This window comes from Streptomyces sp. NPDC030245, assembly GCF_055572995.1.
The window spans coordinates 793,955-810,740 of sequence record NZ_JBVICF010000001.1 but is presented as its reverse complement, the minus strand read 5'-3'; the positions used below and the strand labels follow the sequence as shown (position 1 = coordinate 810,740).

At 72.3% G+C, this 16,786-nt stretch carries 18 protein-coding genes and 1 tRNA gene; 9 read left to right on the top strand and 10 right to left on the bottom strand.

Annotated elements, in window-relative coordinates; genetic code table 11:
• The first annotated feature begins 79 nt into the window (after positions 1 to 79).
• From ACZ4Z4_RS03555 to ACZ4Z4_RS03520, 8 genes are all read left to right on the top strand, one after another.
• Positions 80 to 1,162 (top strand): peptidoglycan-binding protein, encoded by a 1,083-nt coding sequence (locus tag ACZ4Z4_RS03555; protein WP_468321511.1) that lies wholly within the window; start codon positions 80 to 82, stop codon positions 1,160 to 1,162.
• A gap of 89 nt (positions 1,163 to 1,251) precedes the next feature.
• Positions 1,252 to 2,424 (top strand): SPFH domain-containing protein, encoded by a 1,173-nt coding sequence (locus ACZ4Z4_RS03550; protein ID WP_468322119.1) that lies wholly within the window; start codon positions 1,252 to 1,254, stop codon positions 2,422 to 2,424.
• Positions 2,408 to 3,052, top strand: coding sequence for an AAA family ATPase (locus ACZ4Z4_RS03545; RefSeq protein WP_468321508.1), 645 nt, complete (start codon positions 2,408 to 2,410; stop codon positions 3,050 to 3,052). Before ACZ4Z4_RS03550 ends, ACZ4Z4_RS03545 begins: the two co-directional genes overlap by 17 nt.
• Positions 3,053 to 3,130: 78 nt before the next feature.
• Positions 3,131 to 3,733 (top strand): lytic polysaccharide monooxygenase auxiliary activity family 9 protein, encoded by a 603-nt coding sequence (locus tag ACZ4Z4_RS03540; protein ID WP_468321505.1) that lies wholly within the window; start codon positions 3,131 to 3,133, stop codon positions 3,731 to 3,733.
• Between the two features lie 114 nt (positions 3,734 to 3,847).
• Positions 3,848 to 5,518, top strand: a complete 1,671-nt coding sequence (locus ACZ4Z4_RS03535; protein WP_468321503.1) for an AMP-binding protein — start codon at positions 3,848 to 3,850, stop codon at positions 5,516 to 5,518.
• A 4-nt stretch (positions 5,519 to 5,522) separates the two neighbouring features.
• Entirely contained in the window at positions 5,523 to 6,845 is a 1,323-nt protein-coding gene (locus ACZ4Z4_RS03530) for a sensor histidine kinase (protein WP_468321501.1), read from the top strand.
• Positions 6,809 to 7,483 carry a response regulator transcription factor gene (locus tag ACZ4Z4_RS03525; protein WP_468321498.1) on the top strand — a complete coding sequence of 225 codons (675 nt, stop codon included), beginning with the start codon at positions 6,809 to 6,811 and terminating at the stop codon, positions 7,481 to 7,483. Before ACZ4Z4_RS03530 ends, ACZ4Z4_RS03525 begins: the two co-directional genes overlap by 37 nt.
• Positions 7,484 to 7,567: 84 nt before the next feature.
• Positions 7,568 to 7,870 carry a hypothetical protein gene (locus ACZ4Z4_RS03520; protein WP_468321495.1) on the top strand — a complete coding sequence of 101 codons (303 nt, stop codon included), beginning with the start codon at positions 7,568 to 7,570 and terminating at the stop codon, positions 7,868 to 7,870.
• 31 nt (positions 7,871 to 7,901) lie between these two features.
• Here the strand turns inward: ACZ4Z4_RS03520 and ACZ4Z4_RS03515 are convergent, their stop codons facing one another.
• The 9 genes from ACZ4Z4_RS03515 to ehuB all read right to left on the bottom strand — a co-directional run bounded on the left by ACZ4Z4_RS03515 (position 7,902) and on the right by ehuB (position 14,747).
• Complete coding sequence (locus ACZ4Z4_RS03515) at positions 7,902 to 8,546, bottom strand: response regulator transcription factor (RefSeq protein WP_468321493.1); 645 nt, start codon at positions 8,544 to 8,546, stop codon at positions 7,902 to 7,904.
• Positions 8,537 to 9,649 carry a sensor histidine kinase gene (locus ACZ4Z4_RS03510; RefSeq protein ID WP_468322116.1) on the bottom strand — a complete coding sequence of 371 codons (1,113 nt, stop codon included), beginning with the start codon at positions 9,647 to 9,649 and terminating at the stop codon, positions 8,537 to 8,539. The genes ACZ4Z4_RS03515 and ACZ4Z4_RS03510 overlap by 10 nt, the downstream gene beginning before the upstream one ends.
• A 52-nt stretch (positions 9,650 to 9,701) precedes the next feature.
• Positions 9,702 to 10,382, bottom strand: coding sequence for a DedA family protein (locus ACZ4Z4_RS03505; protein ID WP_468321490.1), 681 nt, complete (start codon positions 10,380 to 10,382; stop codon positions 9,702 to 9,704).
• Between the two features lie 149 nt (positions 10,383 to 10,531).
• Positions 10,532 to 10,605: transfer RNA gene (locus ACZ4Z4_RS03500), tRNA-Lys, on the bottom strand.
• 114 nt (positions 10,606 to 10,719) lie between these two features.
• Positions 10,720 to 11,487, bottom strand: a complete 768-nt coding sequence (locus ACZ4Z4_RS03495; protein WP_468321488.1) for an IclR family transcriptional regulator — start codon at positions 11,485 to 11,487, stop codon at positions 10,720 to 10,722.
• Positions 11,488 to 11,634: 147 nt separating this feature from the next.
• Complete coding sequence (gene ehuA, locus ACZ4Z4_RS03490; RefSeq protein WP_468321486.1) at positions 11,635 to 12,450, bottom strand: ectoine/hydroxyectoine ABC transporter ATP-binding protein EhuA; 816 nt, start codon at positions 12,448 to 12,450, stop codon at positions 11,635 to 11,637.
• Positions 12,440 to 13,087 carry an ectoine/hydroxyectoine ABC transporter permease subunit EhuD gene (ehuD, locus tag ACZ4Z4_RS03485; RefSeq protein ID WP_468321483.1) on the bottom strand — a complete coding sequence of 216 codons (648 nt, stop codon included), beginning with the start codon at positions 13,085 to 13,087 and terminating at the stop codon, positions 12,440 to 12,442. The genes ehuA and ehuD overlap by 11 nt, the downstream gene beginning before the upstream one ends.
• Positions 13,084 to 13,815: an ectoine/hydroxyectoine ABC transporter permease subunit EhuC gene (ehuC, locus tag ACZ4Z4_RS03480; protein ID WP_468322114.1), complete on the bottom strand. Its 732-nt coding sequence runs from the start codon at positions 13,813 to 13,815 to the stop codon at positions 13,084 to 13,086. The genes ehuD and ehuC overlap by 4 nt, the downstream gene beginning before the upstream one ends.
• Positions 13,815 to 14,747 carry an ectoine/hydroxyectoine ABC transporter substrate-binding protein EhuB gene (gene ehuB / locus ACZ4Z4_RS03475; RefSeq protein ID WP_468321480.1) on the bottom strand — a complete coding sequence of 311 codons (933 nt, stop codon included), beginning with the start codon at positions 14,745 to 14,747 and terminating at the stop codon, positions 13,815 to 13,817. Before ehuB ends, ehuC begins: the two co-directional genes overlap by 1 nt.
• Positions 14,748 to 14,856: 109 nt before the next feature.
• Here ehuB and ACZ4Z4_RS03470 point away from each other — a divergent pair, with 109 nt between their 5' ends.
• A complete protein-coding gene (locus tag ACZ4Z4_RS03470; protein WP_468321478.1) occupies positions 14,857 to 15,357 on the top strand; it encodes a DUF3830 family protein in 501 nt (166 codons plus the stop codon).
• Here the strand turns inward: ACZ4Z4_RS03470 and ACZ4Z4_RS03465 are convergent.
• Positions 15,344 to 16,762 (bottom strand): amidase, encoded by a 1,419-nt coding sequence (locus ACZ4Z4_RS03465; protein WP_468321475.1) that lies wholly within the window; start codon positions 16,760 to 16,762, stop codon positions 15,344 to 15,346. The two genes, ACZ4Z4_RS03470 and ACZ4Z4_RS03465, sit on opposite strands and share 14 nt — an antisense overlap.
• Positions 16,763 to 16,786 lie beyond the last annotated feature (24 nt).

Genomic DNA, 16,786 nt, shown 5'->3' with positions numbered 1-16,786 from the left:
GCGGTATCCCGGGACAGTTGCGAAACTGACGGACGTGCAGATGCGCGAACATTCTTTTCCGGGGTGTGAGGGGAATCGCATGGAGGCCGCTCCGCTGTTCGAGGAATTCATCCCCGAGAGCGACTGCGACTGTCCCGGCTGTATTCACGGGCGCCGCACGACGGCCCGCGCGCTGCCCCGGCGGCTCGGCGGCCACCCCGCGGCGCACGGCGCGCGTCGCGCCCTCGTCCTCGTCGCCGCGGCCGGCTCGGTGCTCGGCGGCCAGGCGCTGCCCGCGGTGGCATCGGCCGAGGTGGGAGGCGTTCCGGCGGGACGGGACGCGGGCCCGGCGGACGACGGTCCCGGCACCCCGCAGGGCGCCGCGAGCCCGCTGCACGGCCGTCCGGGCGCGGCCCCGCCGGGCGCGCCCGGGGCGCCGGCGGTCCGGGCGGTCACCCGGGCGGAGATCATCAACCGGGCCAAGGTGTGGGTCGAGGCGAAGGTCCCCTACAGCATGGAGAAGTACCGGGACGACGGCTATCGACAGGACTGCTCCGGCTTTGTCTCCATGGCCTGGAACCTCGGCGGCAACGAATGGACGGGCAGCCTCGACACCTATGCGACGCGTATCTCCAAGGACCAGCTGCAACCCGGCGACATTCTTCTCTTCCACAATCCGGCGAACCCCACGAATGGATCGCACGTGACTATTTTCGGGGGCTGGACGGACGCCACGCGCACGCATTACCTCGCGTACGAACAGGCCCGCCCGCACACCCTGAAACGGTCCACTCCCTATGGCTACTGGACCTTCGGGGACCGCTATGTGCCCTATCGGTACAAGGGCGTCGGCAGCGGCCCCCCGGCCGCCCCGGAGCCTGCGACTACCGCCCCGGAGCCTGCGACCGCCGCGCCGGTGAGCAACAAGCACGGCGGTGCGGGTGCGCCCGCGTACCCGGGCCGCGGCGTCTTCCGTCCGGGCCGGCCGCACCCGGCGATCGAACGGCTCGGCAGGCAACTGGTGCGCAAGGGCTTCGGCCGGCACTACGCGCGGGGCCCCGGCCGCTCCTGGGACGAGAGCGACCGGCGCAACGTGGAGGCGTTCCAGCGCTCGATGGGGTGGCGGGGCGCGGCGGCGGACGGCTTCCCGGGGCCGGAGACGTGGCGGCGGTTGTTCCGGTGAGCGCGGTGGTGGGCGGGACGGTGGGCGGACGGGCGCTGCCGGAGCGCGCGGGGGTGCGGGGGCCGGACGAGGTCGAGGCGGAGGAACGGATGAGTGCGACGGCAGCTTCGGAGTCGGCGGTGCCGCCGGCCGACGCAGGGCCACAGGCGGGCGCGGCGCGGCTGTCACGGGTGATCAGGAGCGAGGCCACCACCGAGATCCCCGTCCACCTGCTCTTCCGCGACGATCCGGACGACGTGACGGGCGTCGCGCTCCCGCCCGCCGTGGTGCGGCGCAGGCGGGGCACGGGGGAGCAGCCGAGGACGCCGCGCCGCCCCGCGCCGACGCCCCTCACCGCGCCCGTCGCCCGGCCCGTGCCCGACGTCGACCCGGCCCTCGTGGAGCGGCGGGCCCGCGTTCTGCCCGGCTTCGCCGGGGTGCTCGGCGGCTGCGCGGGCGTCGCGGGGTGCGCGCTGTCGCTGTGGTGGGCGGGCGTGCTGCCGGAGCCCGCGCTGCTCGTGACGGGGCTGCCCGCGTCCGACGGTGTCCGGCTCGGCCCCGCGCAGTGGGCGTCGCTCGCCGGGTCGGGGGCGCTCGGGCTCTTCGGGTTCGGCGGTCTTGCCCGCGGCCGGGTCGGCAGGGCCTGGGTGCTGAGCCTCTTCGGCCGCTACCGGGGCACCGTCCGGCGCACCGGCCTGATGTGGGTGAACCCGCTCCTGCTGCGCCGCCGTGTCGACGTACGGCTGCGGCACTGGCGGAGCGAGCCGATGCCGGCGGTGGACCGCGGCGGCGTCGCCCTGCGCGTCGTGCTGCTCGTGGTGTGGCGGGTGAAGGACCCCGCGCGGGCGACGCTCGCGGTCGAGGACCACCAGGAGTATCTGCGGGAGTGCGTGGAGGCGGCCACGGCCCGGGTCCTCGCGCGGCTGCCCGCCGACGCCTTCCACGACGAGGCCCCCACCCTGCGCGACGCCGAGGCCGTCGGCGCCGCGCTGACCCGGACGCTCGCCGCGGACGCGGAGGCGGTCGGCGTGGAGATCTTCTCGGCGCAGCCGACCCGTGTCGAGTACGCCCCCGAGGTCGCCGACGCGATGCGGCGCCGCCGGGTCGCCGCCCTGGACGCGCTCCACCGCGACACCGTCCTGACCTCGGTGGTCGACTCGGTCGAGGACACGGTGACGCGGCTGACCACGCGGGGCCTGGTGGATCTTGACGACTACGAGCGCAAGGCCTTGGTGAAGGACCTGACGGTGGCGTTCTATACGGGCCATGGAGAACACCGATGATCTCGCCCGCCTCACTGCCGACGCCCTCGAGCTGACGGCCGGCGTCCCGCGCGCTGTCCTCGGGATCGCGGGACCGCCCGGCACCGGCAAGTCGACGCTCGCGCGGGCCCTGGTCGAGCGGATCGGCGAGGGCGCCGCGTATCTGCCGTTGGACGGCTTCCACCTGTCCAACGAGCAGCTGGCGCGGCTCGGCCTCACCGGGCGCAAGGGTTCGGAGCCGAGCTTCGACGTGGCGGGATATGTCGCGCTGCTGCGCCGGGTGCTCGACGACCCGGCGCACGACATCTACGTACCCGACTACGACCGGACGCTGCACGAACCGATCGCGGCCCGGCACCTCGTCCCGCCCGCCGCCCGTCTCGTGATCACCGAGGGGAACTACCTCGCCTGCGACCTGCCGGGCTGGCGCACCGCGTACGGCCTCATGGCGGAGTGCTGGTACCTCGACTCACCTGCGGAGGTACGTCAACGGCGGCTGATCGAGCGGCAATTGGCGGGCGGCAGGACGCCGGAAGAGGCCGTGACCTGGGTCGAGACGAACGACGGGCCCAACGGTGAACTTGTGGAGACCTCGCGGGGGAGATGCGGACGGATCCTCTCCGAGATTGGTATGGACATGTTCAACTAACGGCAATAATCTGAACTTGGTCTAGACCGCAGTGCGCGCACGTCCCACGGAACTCCCCACGTTCGGCAGGAGCGGCACATGCGAAACAAGAAGATGTACGCGGCCCTGGTCGGCATCGGCACGGTCGGCGCGTTCGCGCTCTCCTCCGGTGGTGCCAGCAGCCACGGCTATACGGACCTGCCGGCCAGCCGGCAGATCAACTGCGCCAAGGGCGTGGTGGCCAACTGCGGTTCCATCCAGTACGAACCACAGAGCGTCGAGGGCCCGAAGGGCTTCCCCGCCGGGGGCCCGGCCGACGGCAAGATCTGCTCGGCGGGCATCGCGGGCTTCAATCAGCTCAACTCGCCCAAGGCGCCGAACGGTTCGGCCTGGCCGACGACGAAGGTGAGCGGCGGCCAGAACTACACCTTCCGCTGGCAGTTCACCGCGCGCCACCGCACCACCGATTTCAAGTACTACATCACCAAGCAGGGCTGGGACGACAGCAAGGCGGTGACCAGGTCCGCCCTGGACACCACGCCGTTCCTCAGCGTTCCCTACAACAGCCAGCAGCCGCCCGCGACCCTGTCGCACAGCGGCACCATCCCCGGCGGCCGCAGCGGCCACCACGTGATCGTCGCCGTCTGGACGGTCGCGGACACGTCGAACGCGTTCTACGCCTGCTCGGACGTCCAGTTCTGACGTGTTCCCCGTAGGCCCCGCGCACGCCGTGCCGGCCACACGGCGTGCGCGGGGCCGTACTGGGCCCCGCATCGCACTCCCTATCTGACGCTCCATCAATTACCGTGCCCGGCCATGGAGAGCACCGGAAGCACGGTCGCGGACCTCGTACAGGCGCGCTGGGGCGACCACCGCACCGGCCTGCGCCACGCGGGCGGGCGGCTGACCCACCACCAGGTGACGGCGGGGGCGGCGGCCCGGGCCGCGCTCCTCGCCGACCTGCTGCCCCGGCGCGGGGAGCCCCACATCGGCCTCCTGCTCGACAACACCCCCGAATTCCCCCTGTGGTTGAGCGCGGCCGCGCTCGCCGGGGCGGCGGTCGCGGGCATCAACCCCACACGGCGCGGCGCGGAGCTCGCCCGCGACATCCTGCACACCGACTGCACGGTCCTCGTGACGGAACGGGCGCACCTGCCCCTGCTCGACGGCATCCAACTCCCCGGCGTACGCGTCCTCGTGACCGACACCGACGCCTACGCCGACCTGCTGGCCCCCTACGCCGACGCGAAGCCGGAGATCGCCGGGACCGTGCGCCCCGGCAGCCGGATGCTGCTCTACTTCACCTCCGGCTCGACGGGCGCGCCCAAGGCGGCGATATGCAGCCAGGGCAGGCTGGCGGCGGCGGGCCGCTCCCTGGTCCAGCACTTCGGGATCCGGGCCTCGGACACCCACTACATCTGCATGCCCATGTTCCACGGCAACGCGGTGATCGCGGACTGGGCCCCGGCCCTTGCCGCGGGGGCGGCGGTGGCGCTCCGCGCCCGCTTCTCCGCCTCCGGATTCCTCCCCGACGTACGGGAGTTCGGCGCGACGTACTTCACCTACGTGGGCCGGGCGGTCCAGTACGTCCTGGCCACGCCCGAACGGCCCGACGACCGGGACAACCCGCTGCGCCTCGGCTTCGGGACCGAGGCGGGGGCGGTGGACGCGGCCCGCTTCGAGGAACGCTTCGGCGTGCGGCTCGTCGAGGGCTACGGCTCCTCCGAGGGCGGCGCCGCCATCCAGCGCACCCCCGGCACGCCGGCCGGGGCGATCGGCCGCGCGGCACCCGGGGACGACCTCGCGGTGGTGGACCCGGAGACACGGCGGGAGTGCGAGCCGGCCCGCCTCGCCGCGGACGGCCGCCTCCTGAACGGGACGGCCGCCATAGGGGAACTGGTCAACCGCGGCCCGAACCCCTTCGAGGGGTACTGGCGCAACGACGAGGCCCAGGCGGAGCGCCGCCGCGACGGCTGGTACTGGACGGGCGACCTCTTCTACCGCGACGCCGAGGGGTTCCTCTACTTCGCGGGCCGCACGGACGACCGGCTGCGGGTGGACAGCGAGAACCTGGCGGCGGCGGTGATCGAGAACATCCTCGCGCGGTACGAGGGGGCGGCGGCGGTGGCGGTGTACGCGGTGCCCGACCCGGTGGCGGGTGACCAGGTCATGGCGGCCCTCGCGCCTGCCGCCGACACTCCCTTCGACCCTCTCGCCTTCACCGCATTCCTCCTCGCACAGACGGACTTGGGCACGAAGATGGCCCCGGCCTACGTCCGGGTGGTCCGGCGGATGCCGACGACGGCGACGAACAAGGTGGCCCGGAGCCTGCTGCGCCGCGAGGCCTTCCTCTGCGAGGACCCCGTCTGGTGGCGGCCCCCGGGCACCCCGGCCTACCGCCCCCTGACCCCCTCCGACGTGTCGTCCCTCCTCGCGACGTACCGCGCCCACGCCAGGGACTCCCTCCTGTGCGCCCGATTACCGTAGGGGCATGGTTCGGGGGAGTCTCTGGCAGGTGGCGCGGGGCACGACGGCCCGCCGTCCGGGAGGTGTCGCGCCCTGGCGCGGCGTCGCGTATCTGCTGGGAGGGGCCCTCCTCGGTGCCCTGATCCTCGTCCTGGGGCTCGTCCTCACCGCCGTCGGGGCCCTCCTCAGCCTCGTGCTCATCGGCATCCCCCTCCTCGGCGCCCTCGCCTTCGCCGGAGTCCCGGTCGCCGCCCTGGAACGCCGCCGCGTGCTCCTCGTCGACCCCACCCCCGCGCCCACGCCCCACCGCACCCCCGCCACCCCCGGCATCCCCGCCTGGTTCCGGCTCCGGCTGACGGAGCAGGCGACCTGGCGCGAACTCGCGTACACCGTCGTGTTCGCCCTCGTCCTGTGGCCGCTCGACCTCCTCGTGCTCGCCTGCACCACGGCCGCGCCCGGCCTGCTCGTCGCCGCCCCCGCCCAGCTCGCCCTGACCGGCGGCCCCGAGGGCGGCGGCGTCCGCCCCGGCAAGCTGTGGCTCGTGGAGTCGTATCCGGCGGCGTGGGCCACCGCGCTGCTGGGGCTCGTCCTGCTCCTCGCCCTCGCGTACCCGCTGGGCGCGTACGCCGCCGCCCGCGCCGCGTTCACCCGCCTCCTGCTCGCCCCGCGCGAGGCGGAGGCCGCCGACGCCCTCGCCGAGGTCACCCGGTCGCGCGCCCGCCTCGTCGCCGCCTTCGAGGCCGAACGCCGCCGCATCGAACGGGACTTGCACGACGGGGCGCAGCAGCGCCTCGTCGCGCTCACCATGACCCTCGGGCTCGCCCGGCTCGACGCGCCCCCGGGCGGCCCGCTCGCCGAGCGGCTCGCCACCGCGCACGACGAGGCGGGCCGCGTCCTCACCGAGCTGCGCGAACTGATCCGCGGCATCCACCCCCAGGTCCTCGCCGACTACGGCCTCACCGCGGCCATCGAGGACGCCGCGGACCGCTCCGCCGTCCCCGTGGAGACGGTCGGCGATCCGCTGCCGCGGCTGCCCGAAGCCGTCGAGTCCGCCGCCTACTTCGCGGTCCGCGAGGCCCTCACCAACATCGGCAAGCACAGCGGCGCCACCCGGGCCCGCGTCACCGCCGCCCACACGGGCGGTGTACACGGTGTACTCCGCATCGACGTGCGCGACGACGGCCACGGCGGCGTCGACCCGGCCCGCGGCACGGGACTCACCGGCCTCGCGGACCGACTCGCCGTCCTCGATGGCACACTGACGGTCGCCGGCCCACCGGGCGGCCCGACCACCCTGTCCGTGGAGATCCCGTGCCAAGCAGCAGACCGACCGGCAGCCGAAGCCTGAGAGTCGTCATCGCCGAGGACAGCGTCCTGCTGCGCGAAGGGCTCGTCGGCGTGCTGGAGCGCTTCGGGCACGAGACGGTCGCCGCGGTCGGCGACGCGGACGCGCTGCGGGACGCCGTGTCGGCGTACGAACCGGACATCGTCGTGACCGACGTGCGGATGCCGCCCGGGTTCCAGGACGAGGGGCTGCGGGCGGCCGTCGCGCTCCGGGCGGCGCGGCCGGCGCTGCCGGTGCTCGTGCTGAGCCAGTACGTGCAACGGTCCTACGCGGCCGAGCTCCTGGACACCGGTGACGGCACGGGCGTCGGCTATCTCCTCAAGGACCGTGTGGGCCAGGTCGAGCAGTTCGTCGACGGGCTCACGACGGTCGCGCAGGGCGGCACGGTCGTGGACCCGGAGGTCGTACGGCAGTTGCTGCGCCGCCGCCGCGACCCGCTGGCGCAGCTGACCCCACGCGAGCGCGAAGTCCTCGCCCTCGTCGCCGAGGGCAGGTCGAACGCGGCGATCGCCGCCGAACTCGTCGTCTCCGAGGCGGCGGTGGGCAAACACATCGGCAACATCCTCGGGAAGCTGAACCTGCCGCCCGCGGACGGCACACACCGCAGGGTGCTCGCGGTCCTCGCGTACCTGCGGGCGTGAGAAACCCGTGTGCAGGAGGGTGAAGGGAGGCGAAGGAGCACGACTCGGTAAATCCGCTCGCATGAACGATTACGATCCACGTACATGAGCGCGCCAGACCAGACCACGCCGGCCCACGACGACAACCCCGCCCCGACCCCCGCCGCCCGCGCCCGGCGCGCCCGCATCGCCGCGGCCTCGTTGCTGATGGCCGCGGCGGCGGTGGTGCTCGCGCTGCGGCTGGCGAGCCGGTCCTCCGTCCTCGTCGTCGGGGTCTACGGACTGCTGCTCATCCTCTGCGGCGGAGTGATCGAGCTGAGCCGCCGCGGCCGGACCAGGCTCGGCACCTGGCTGCTCGCCGCGGGGCTCGCGGCGGCGCTGTTCATGGACGGTTTCGTTCTGTCGTAGCCCCTGGAGGTTCCGTCGCAGCCCCAGGAGTTCACGACTCCAGATAGCGCAGCACCGCGAGCACCCGCCTGCTGTACCCCGTCGTCTGGGAGAGCCCCAGCTTGTCGAAGATCGCGGCGAGGTTCTTCTCGACCGCGCTCAGCGAGATGTGCAGCTTCTGCCCGATGGCCGCGTTGGTGTGGCCCTCGGCCAGCGCTTCGAGGACGGTGCGCTCCCTCGGGGTGAGCCGGGTCAGCGGGTCGGCGTGGGTGGTGCGGATGAGCAGCTGCCGGACGACCTCGGGGTCGATGGCGGCGCCCCCGGCATGCACCCGCTCCAGCGCGTCGAGGAACTCCTCGACCTGCGCGACCCGGTCCTTGAGGAGGTAGCCGACCCGTTCGGCGCTCGACGTGAGCAGCTGGGCGGCGTAGTTGCGCTCCACGTACTGGGAGAGGACCACGACCCCGATCTCCGGGCGCAGCTCGCGGATGCGGACCGCGGCCCGCAGGCCCTCGTCGGTGTGGTCCGGCGGCATCCGGATGTCGGTGACGACGACGTCCGGCTCGTGCGCCGCGACCTCCCGCAGCAGCGCCTCGGCGTCGCCCACGGCGGCCAGCACCTCATGGCCCTCCTCGGCGAGGAGCCTGACCAGGCCCTCCCGCAGCAGGGTCGAGTCCTCGGCGAGGATTACGCGCACGGCAGCTCCGCGGTGATCGTGGTGGGGCCCCCGGGAGGGCTGTCGACATGCAGTGTGCCGTCGAGCGCGGCGACCCGGCTGAGCAGCCCGGTGAGTCCGCTGCCCGTGGGGTCGGCGCCGCCGGTCCCGGTGTCGCGGACGACGACGGACACCTGTCCGCCCCGCTGCCGGATGCCGACGAAGACCTCCTCGGCCGCCGAGTGCTTGGCGGCGTTGTTCACGGCCTCCGATACGACGAAGTAGGCGGCCGTCTCGACGGTGGAGGGCAGCGGGTCCGGTACGTCGTACTCCATGCGCACGGGGATCGCGCACCGCTCCGACACCCCGCCGAGCGCCTCGCGCAGGCCCAGGCTGTCGAGGGCGGTGGGGTAGACGCGCCACGCCACTTCCCGCAGTTCGGTGAGGACTTCCCTGGCTTCCTTGTGGGCCTGTTCCAGCAGGGCGTCGGCCTGTTCCGGGGTGCGGCCGCGGCGGGCCCTGCCGAGCAGCATGGCGAGGGCGACGAGCCGCTGCTGGACGCCGTCGTGCAGGTCTCGCTCGACGCGGCGCCGCTCCACGTCGACCGCGCGGACCACCGCGGCCCGGCTGGTGGCCAGCTCGTCGATGCGGCGCTGGAGGAGCTCGCGCTCGGAGGGGCCGAAGCACTCGCGGGCGAGCCGGGCGTCCTGCTCGGTCAGCGCGCGCAGCCCCTGGACGGCGAGGAAGAGCAGGGTGCCGCCGAGGACGACCTGACTCAGCACGTCCACCCAGGCCATCGACGACCGGGCGAGCGACACCGCGAAGATCCCCGCGAGGACGGCCCCGAAGTCGACGAGGCCGACGACGACGGCGCACAGCAGCCCGGAGTACGTGCGGGCCGCGAGGTAGCGCAGGATCTGCTGGTCGGAGGCGCGGTGCTCGGGGAACGCGTCGCGGAAGAAGAGGGAGCGGCGGCGCCGCTCCACGGCGGTGAGCCTGCGGGCGCCCGCGGCGAGCAGGGCGTGCGCGCGGCGGCGCGTGCGCGGCCAGAGCAGGAAGGCGCCGAGCGCCACCCCGGCGACCACGAAGTACAGCAGCCCGAGGAGCGCGGTCAGGCATCCGACGAGCACCCCGGCGACCCGCATGAGCAGCGGCGCGGCGACGGGTTCCCTCACATCGCCCGACATTAGCCGAGCCCTAGTGGGTGCGGCGGTGGCGGGCCTCGGACCCGGCCCCGGGCCGCCTGCGGGACCGCACGCGCACCGCCACGTACACGGCGACGGCGCCGACGACCAGGACGAGGACGGCCTTGGAGAGGAGCCCCACGTACGTCTCGACGGCGTCCCACTGGTCGCCGAGCCAGTATCCGGCCATGACCAGCACGGAGTTCCAGACCAGGCTGCCGAGCGTGGTGAGGGCGAGGAAGACGGGCAGCCGCATGCGTTCCACGCCGGCCGGCACGGAGATGAGGCTGCGGAAGATCGGCACCATCCGGCCGAGGAGCACGGCCTTGGTGCCGTGCTTGGCGAACCACGCCTCGGTGCGCTCCAGGTCGGAGATCTTGACCAGCGGCAGCTTCGCCCACAGGGCGTGCATGCGCTCACGCCCGAACCAGACGCCGATCCCGTAGAGGGCGGCCGCGCCGACCACCGAGCCGAGCGTGGTCCAGAACAGGGCGGAGGCCAGGCTGATGACTCCCTGCCCCGCGGCGAAGCCGGTGAGCGGCAGGATCACCTCGCTGGGCAGCGGCGGGAAGAGGTTCTCCAGGGCGATGGCGAGCCCCGCGCCGGGGCCGCCCAGGGTGTCCACGAGGTCGGCGGCCCATCCGGCGATGCCGCCGGCGGGTTCCTGGGGGAGGGCGGAAGTCATGAGGTCCATGGAGGCCACGCTAGAAATCGCAGGTCAGCGACGGTATGGGGGTTGCCGTCGGATGGGGGTGCGGAAAACCGCACCCTGTTACGGAAGCGGTGAGGGGTACGCGAAAGGGCGTCCCCGGAGACCGGGAACGCCCTTTCGGCATTCGCAAGTGCGCCGCCAGGGACTCGAACCCCGGACCCGCTGATTAAGAGTCAGCTGCTCTAACCAACTGAGCTAGCGGCGCCTGCTGACGAGAAAATAATACCTGCTCCGGAAGGGTGCTCCCGACCACGCCGGGCCGGGCCCCTCAGGGCGCGGGGAACTGCGCGACCAGCCACAGCGGGGCCGCGGCCGAAAATCAGATCGCCAGGGACAGCAACACCGGCGCCGCCCGCCGATTGAGTGTGTCCGCCGCCTCCCGCAGCCGGTGCGCGTGCTCCACCGGCAGGGACAGGGCAAGACACCCGAGGGTGGAGCCCGCCGTGATCGGCACGGCGGCACACACCGTGCCCACCGCGTACTCCTGGAGGTCGAGGACCGGGACCGTGGCGGGCTGGGCGGCGAGGCGGTTCAGCAGGACCCGTTCGTTGGTGATGGTGCGCGAGGTGAGGCGGGCCATCCTGTGCCGGGAGAGGTGATCGCGGCGGCCGTCCACGTCGAGCTGGGTGAGCAGGCTCTTGCCGATCGCGCTGGCGTGGGCGGAGGAGCGGAAGTCGACCCATTCGTTGACCGCGGGGGTGCGGGGGCCGGCCGCGCAGTCGGTGACGCGGATCTCGCCGTCCACGTACCGGCTGATGTAGACGGCGGCGCCGAGGGAGTCGCGGAGCCCGTCCAGGGTGCGGCGGAGCTTCTCGCGGAGGGCCTCGGCGTGGTTCTCGGCCGAGCCGAGACGCTCCAGGGTCTCCCCGGTGACGTACGCACCGGTCGCCTCGCCGGTGAGCTGTTCGACGTACCCCTCACTGGTCAGCATGCGCAGCAGGGGTGCCAGCCGGACGGCGGGCAGTCCGGTGTCGCGGGCGATGCGGGCGGCGGTGACTCCGGTGCCGTGCCGGGCGACGGTCTCCAGGACCCGCAGGGCGTCCTGGACGGAGCGGTGCGGCGTGATCGCCTCGTGCTGCAACGCCACGGCTTCCCCCTGCGTGGAACGGTTCCGGACAGCTGGGCCTCGTACCAAGATAGCGGCCAAGTGGCATATTTGGAGCTTCTGTTGACGAGATGAGTGGCACGCCCCGCGCGGGTGCGCGGGAACGCGCCACTTCGGCATATGCCCACGTCACAGCACGGCGCTGAGGAACTCCCGGGTCCGCTCGTGCTCGGGCTCGGTGAAGATCTTCTCCGGTGTGCCGGCCTCGATGACCCGGCCCGCGTCGAACATGAGGACCTGGTCGGAGATGTCCCGGGCGAAGTTCATCTCGTGCGTCACGCACAGCATCGTGATGTCGGTGGTGTGCGCGATGTCGCGGAGCACGTCGAGGACGCCCGCCACCAGCTCGGGGTCGAGCGCCGACGTCACCTCGTCGAGCAGCAGCACCTGCGGGCGCATCGCCAGGGCCCGCGCGATGGCGACCCGCTGCTGCTGGCCGCCGGAGAGCTGCGTCGGATACGCGTCGCAGCGGTCGCCGAGCCCCACCAGGTCGAGCAGCTCGCGGGCGCGCGCCTCGGCCTCGTCCTTGGAGAGGCCGAGGACGGAGACCGGCGCCTCGGTGATGTTCCGCAGCACCTTCATGTTCGGGAAGAGGTTGAACTGCTGGAACACCATCCCGATGTTCTTGCGGACCTCGCGGACGTGCTTCTCGCCCGCGGGGACGAGCTTGCCGTTCTTCTCCTCGTGGGTGAGGTATCTGCCGCCCACCTTGATGGTGCCCTGCTCCGGCTTCACCAGCGTCATCAGGAGCCGCAGGATCGTGGTCTTGCCGGAGCCGGAGGGGCCGATCAGCGTCACGTGCTTGCCGGAGGCGACGGAGAAGTCCAGCTCGTCGAGGACGACGTTGGAGCCGTACCGCTTGACGACCTTGTCGAAGCGGATCAGCTCGCTGCCGTCGACGGCCGGGTTGGGGATTTCCTGGGAAGTGCTGCTGTCAGCGGACAAGGCGACGCTCCAAGACTCGCAGAAGAAGAGAGGCCGGGTAGGCGATGAGGATGAAGGCGACGCCGACCACGCTGATCGCCTCGTAGGTGAAGGTCGCCTGGCTGTAGCCCTGCGCCTGGCCGAGCATGTCGAGCGCGCCGATCGCGGCCATCTGCGGCGACTCCTTCAGCATGACGATCACGTAGTTGCCGAGGGCGGGGATCACCCGGCGCACCGCCTGCGGCAGGATCACGGACGTCCAGGTGCGGCGCTTGGAGAGGCTGAGCGCGGTCGCCGCCTCCCACTGGCCGGCCGGCACGCCCTCGATGCCCGCCCGGTAGACCTCCGAGGTGTACGTCGAGTAGTGCAGCCCGAGACCGACGATGCCCGTGGTGAGCGGGGACATCGAGGGGCCCCACTCCGGCACCACGTAGAACAGGAAGAACAGCTGCACCAGAAGCGGGGTGTTGCGGATGAACTCGGTGACCGCCGTGACCGGCCACCGGATCCACTTCTTCTCCGAACGCTGCGCGACCGCCCACACCAGGCCGAGCGAGAAGGCGATCAGGGTGCCGAAGAGCAGCGCCTTGAGGGTGAGCTCCACGCCGTCCCAGAAGAGCGGCATGAAGTCGTCGACGTGCGACCAGTTCCAGTTCACTTGGCACCCCCCGTGCCGGCGACGACGTCGATCGACGACTTGGCGCGCATCCCGCTGAACAGCCCCGTCTTCTCCGGCGCCTGCCCGACCCGTTTCTTGGCGTGCCGCTCCAGGAGCCGCATGCCGCGCGTGAGGACGAAGGCGAAGACGAAGTACAGGGCGAGCAGCAGCGTGTAGATCGGCGCGCTCTCGTTGGTGACGAGCCGCAGCAGGTCACCGGCGAAGGTCATGTCGGCCACCGCGATGAGGGAGACCAGCGACGTGCCCTTGAGCAGCTCGATCAGCAGGTTGTTGAACGGCGGGATCATCTCCGGCCAGGCCTGCGGCAGTTCGATGCGGCGCAGCCGCTGGAGCGGCGTGAAGTTCAGGGCGATGCCCGCCTCGCGCTGCGCGGGCGGCACCGCGGCGAGCGCGCCGCGCACGATCTCCGAGGCGTACGCGCCGTAGGTGATGCCGAGGGCGAGCACGCCCGCGAACATCGGCTGGAAACTGATGTTGAAGACCGGCGGCACGGTGAACGCGATCCAGAACATGAAGACCAGCGACGACGTGCTGCGGAAGATCTCGAAGTAGGCCCCGGCGAGGAACCGTACGATCCACAGCCGGTTCGTGCGCAGCACACCGATCGGGAAGGCGATCACGAAGGCGAGGGCCGCGCTGTAGAGAGTGACCTGGACGGTGATCCAGATGCCGGGCAGGAACCAGTTCCCGAAGAACTCCGACGACATCATGAGGAGAGGCCCTTCGCCGGGGGACACAGCTTCTCCACGGTCAGCTCCGTCATCTCCGCCTCCGTGAATCCGAACGGCTTGACGATCCGCAGGAGTTCGCCGCTCTTCTTGAGCTTGTGCAGCTCCTCGTTGAAGGCGTCCCGCAGGTTCTTCTCGGAGAGCCGGAAGGCGAAACCGCCCGCGCCGTAGGCAGGCTTGCCGTCGACCACGGGCTGGAACGGCTCCGTCGCCTCGACCCGCGCGTTCTTCTTGATCACCGTGCGGACGGTGACGTTGGTGCCGGCGAAGGCGTCGACCCGGCCCTGGGCCACGGCGTCGAGCCCCGCCACCTGGTCGGGCAGGACGAGGACGGACTTCACGCCTGCGGCCTTGGCGTAGTCGATCTCCGCGTAGGCGGTGCCGCTCGCAAGGCGCAGGCCCTTCTTGGCGATGTCGTCGTAGTCCTTGATGCCGTGCGGGTTGCCCTTCTTCACGATGAACGAGTCGAGCATGAGGTAGTCGGGGTCCGCGAAGAGGACCTGCTCGCACCGGGTCGGGTTGATGTACATGCCCGCCGACACCACGTCGAACTGGCGTGCCTGCGTGAGCCCCGGGATCAGCGCGCCGAACTTGGTGGGCACCGCCTTGACCTCGGGCACGCCGAGGCGGGGGAAGATGACCTTGGCGATGGCCGGTGCCTCGCCGGTGACCTCGCCGTCCTCGTCGATGTATCCGAACGGGACCTCGCCCGCGACACCGATCCTGACCGTGCCGCTGTCGCGCAGGCGGTCCAGCAGATCGCCCCCCTCAACCTTCCCCTCCTCGGGCACCCGGCTGCATGCCGAGAGCCCGAACGCGCCAAAAGCCGCCCCGCCCGCTCCGGTGAGCAGGGCGCGGCGGCGGACCGCTCTGCCAGTGAATCCCTGGTTGTTCCCAAGTGGTGGAGCCATGGGCGCGCGGCTACCCGACCCGAAGCGAGATATGCCGACGAATTCCGGCCCCTGATGCAATCGTTGTGCTCTTGACCCGGGGAGTGAACCAGGGAGGAGCATGGGGCACATGGCGGAGCGATTCATCGAAGTCTCCCTCGCGAAGCGGGGAGTCCAGTGCACGGCGGAACTGCTCGACGACCGGGCCCCGGTGACCTGCGCGGCGGTGTGGGAGGCGCTGCCGCTCGGCTCGGACGTCTACCACGCGAAGTACGCGCGCAACGAGATCTACGCCCTCTTCCCGGCGTTCGCGGACCGCGAGCCGCCGCTGGAGAACCCGACGGTCACCCCCATCCCGGGAGATCTCTGCTATTTCTCCTTCTCCGGTACGGAACTGGGCACCCAGGCCTACGGATACGAGGCGGAGGCGGGCGTGCGGGCGGGCACCACCGTCGTCGACCTCGCCCTCTTCTACGAACGGAACAATCTGCTCCTGAACGGCGACGTCGGCTGGGTCCCCGGCATCGTCTGGGGCCGGATCGTCGACGGCCTCGACCGGATGGCCGAGGCCTGCAACGACCTGTGGCGCACGGGCGCCCAGGGCGAGACGCTGAACTTCAGGAGGCTGTAGCCCCCGGCCGCGGGGGCGGGGCGACGCCCCCGGCCCCCGCCTCGTACAGCGCCTGCGCCGCCCGCAGCACCAGCGCGTCCGCGTGGCGCGCGGCGACGAGCTGCACGCCGACGGGCAGCCCGTCCTCGTCCACCCCGCAGGGCACCGTCGCGGCGGGCTGCTGGGTCAGGTTGAAGGGGTACGTGAACGGGGTCCAGCCCGTCCACCGCCGGTGCCCCGACCCCTTCGGCACCTCGGCGCCCGCCTCGAACGCGGTGATCGGCAGCGTCGGCGTGACCAGCAGGTCGTACGTCCCGTGGAAGCGGCCCATGCGGCGCCCGAGGTCCGTGCGGACGTCGACGGCCTCCAGGTAGTCCAGCGCGCTGTACCGCGCGCCCTGCCCGCAGATCTCCCGCAGCCCCGGGTCGAGCAACTCCCGCCGCTCGGCCGGCAGATGGTGCACGACACGCGCCGCCCCGCTGAACCACAGGGTGTGGAAGGCCTCCACCGGCTCCGAGAAGTCGGGGTCCGCCTCCTCGACGTACGCGCCCTGCGCCGCCAGCGACTCCACCGCCCGCCGCACCGCCGCCGCGACGGCGGGCCGCACCGCGACCTGCCCGCCGAGCGACGGCGAGTAGGCGACGCGCAGGCCGCGCACCCCGTCGCCGAGATGGGCCCGGAAACTGCCCGGCACGGCGTCCAGCTGGGACCAGTCGCGGGCGTCCGGGCCCGTGATCACGTCCATCATCAGCGCCGCGTCCGCCGCGTCCCGCGTCATCGGCCCCACGTGGGAGAGCGTCCCGAAGGGGCTCGCCGGATACAGCGGCACCCGGCCGTACGTCGGCTTCAGCGCGAAGATCCCGCAGAACGCCGCCGGGATGCGCACCGAGCCGCCGCCGTCCGTGCCGAGCGACAGCGGGCCCGCGCCGAGCGACACGGCGACCGCGCCGCCCCCGCTGGAACCACCGGAGGTGCGCGCCGGATCGTACGGATTGCGGGTGATGCCGCTCTGCGGACTGTCCGTCACGCCCTTCCAGCCGAACTCCGGGGTCGTCGTGCGGCCGACGAACACCGCGCCGTGCTCGCGCAGCCGCGCCACCGAGGGCGCGTCCTCGTCCCACTTCCCCTCCGGGGACACCGTCAGGGAGCCGCGCAGCGTCGGCCCGCCGCGCAGCAGGAGCAGGTCCTTCACGGACACCGGCACGCCGTCCACCAGGCCCAGCGGCTCACCCCGCCGCCACCGTTCCGCGCTGGCCTCCGCCTGCGCCAGCGCCGGCTCGGCCTCGATCCGCACGAACGCGTTCACCACCGGCTGTGTCTCCTCGGCCCGCCGCAGCACGGCGCGGGCCGCGTCGACCGGACTGAATTCGCCCTTGCGATAGCCGTCGACGAGTTGTACCGCGGTGAGATCCGTGAGCTCGGTCATGCAGGCTCCTCAGCAGATGGGCGG

Coding starts and splice junctions, on each gene's coding strand:
- ACZ4Z4_RS03465 (WP_468321475.1), bottom strand. CDS start 16,762: ATGACCGAGCTCACGGATCTCACCGCGGTACAACTCGTCGACGGCTAT.
- ACZ4Z4_RS03550 (WP_468322119.1), top strand. CDS start 1,252: ATGAGTGCGACGGCAGCTTCGGAGTCGGCGGTGCCGCCGGCCGACGCA.
- ACZ4Z4_RS03535 (WP_468321503.1), top strand. CDS start 3,848: ATGGAGAGCACCGGAAGCACGGTCGCGGACCTCGTACAGGCGCGCTGG.
- ACZ4Z4_RS03530 (WP_468321501.1), top strand. CDS start 5,523: ATGGTTCGGGGGAGTCTCTGGCAGGTGGCGCGGGGCACGACGGCCCGC.
- ACZ4Z4_RS03510 (WP_468322116.1), bottom strand. CDS start 9,649: ATGCGGGTCGCCGGGGTGCTCGTCGGATGCCTGACCGCGCTCCTCGGG.
- ACZ4Z4_RS03520 (WP_468321495.1), top strand. CDS start 7,568: ATGAGCGCGCCAGACCAGACCACGCCGGCCCACGACGACAACCCCGCC.
- ACZ4Z4_RS03555 (WP_468321511.1), top strand. CDS start 80: ATGGAGGCCGCTCCGCTGTTCGAGGAATTCATCCCCGAGAGCGACTGC.
- ehuC (WP_468322114.1), bottom strand. CDS start 13,815: ATGTCGTCGGAGTTCTTCGGGAACTGGTTCCTGCCCGGCATCTGGATC.
- ACZ4Z4_RS03470 (WP_468321478.1), top strand. CDS start 14,857: ATGGCGGAGCGATTCATCGAAGTCTCCCTCGCGAAGCGGGGAGTCCAG.
- ACZ4Z4_RS03540 (WP_468321505.1), top strand. CDS start 3,131: ATGCGAAACAAGAAGATGTACGCGGCCCTGGTCGGCATCGGCACGGTC.
- ACZ4Z4_RS03505 (WP_468321490.1), bottom strand. CDS start 10,382: ATGGACCTCATGACTTCCGCCCTCCCCCAGGAACCCGCCGGCGGCATC.
- ACZ4Z4_RS03545 (WP_468321508.1), top strand. CDS start 2,408: ATGGAGAACACCGATGATCTCGCCCGCCTCACTGCCGACGCCCTCGAG.
- ehuB (WP_468321480.1), bottom strand. CDS start 14,747: ATGGCTCCACCACTTGGGAACAACCAGGGATTCACTGGCAGAGCGGTC.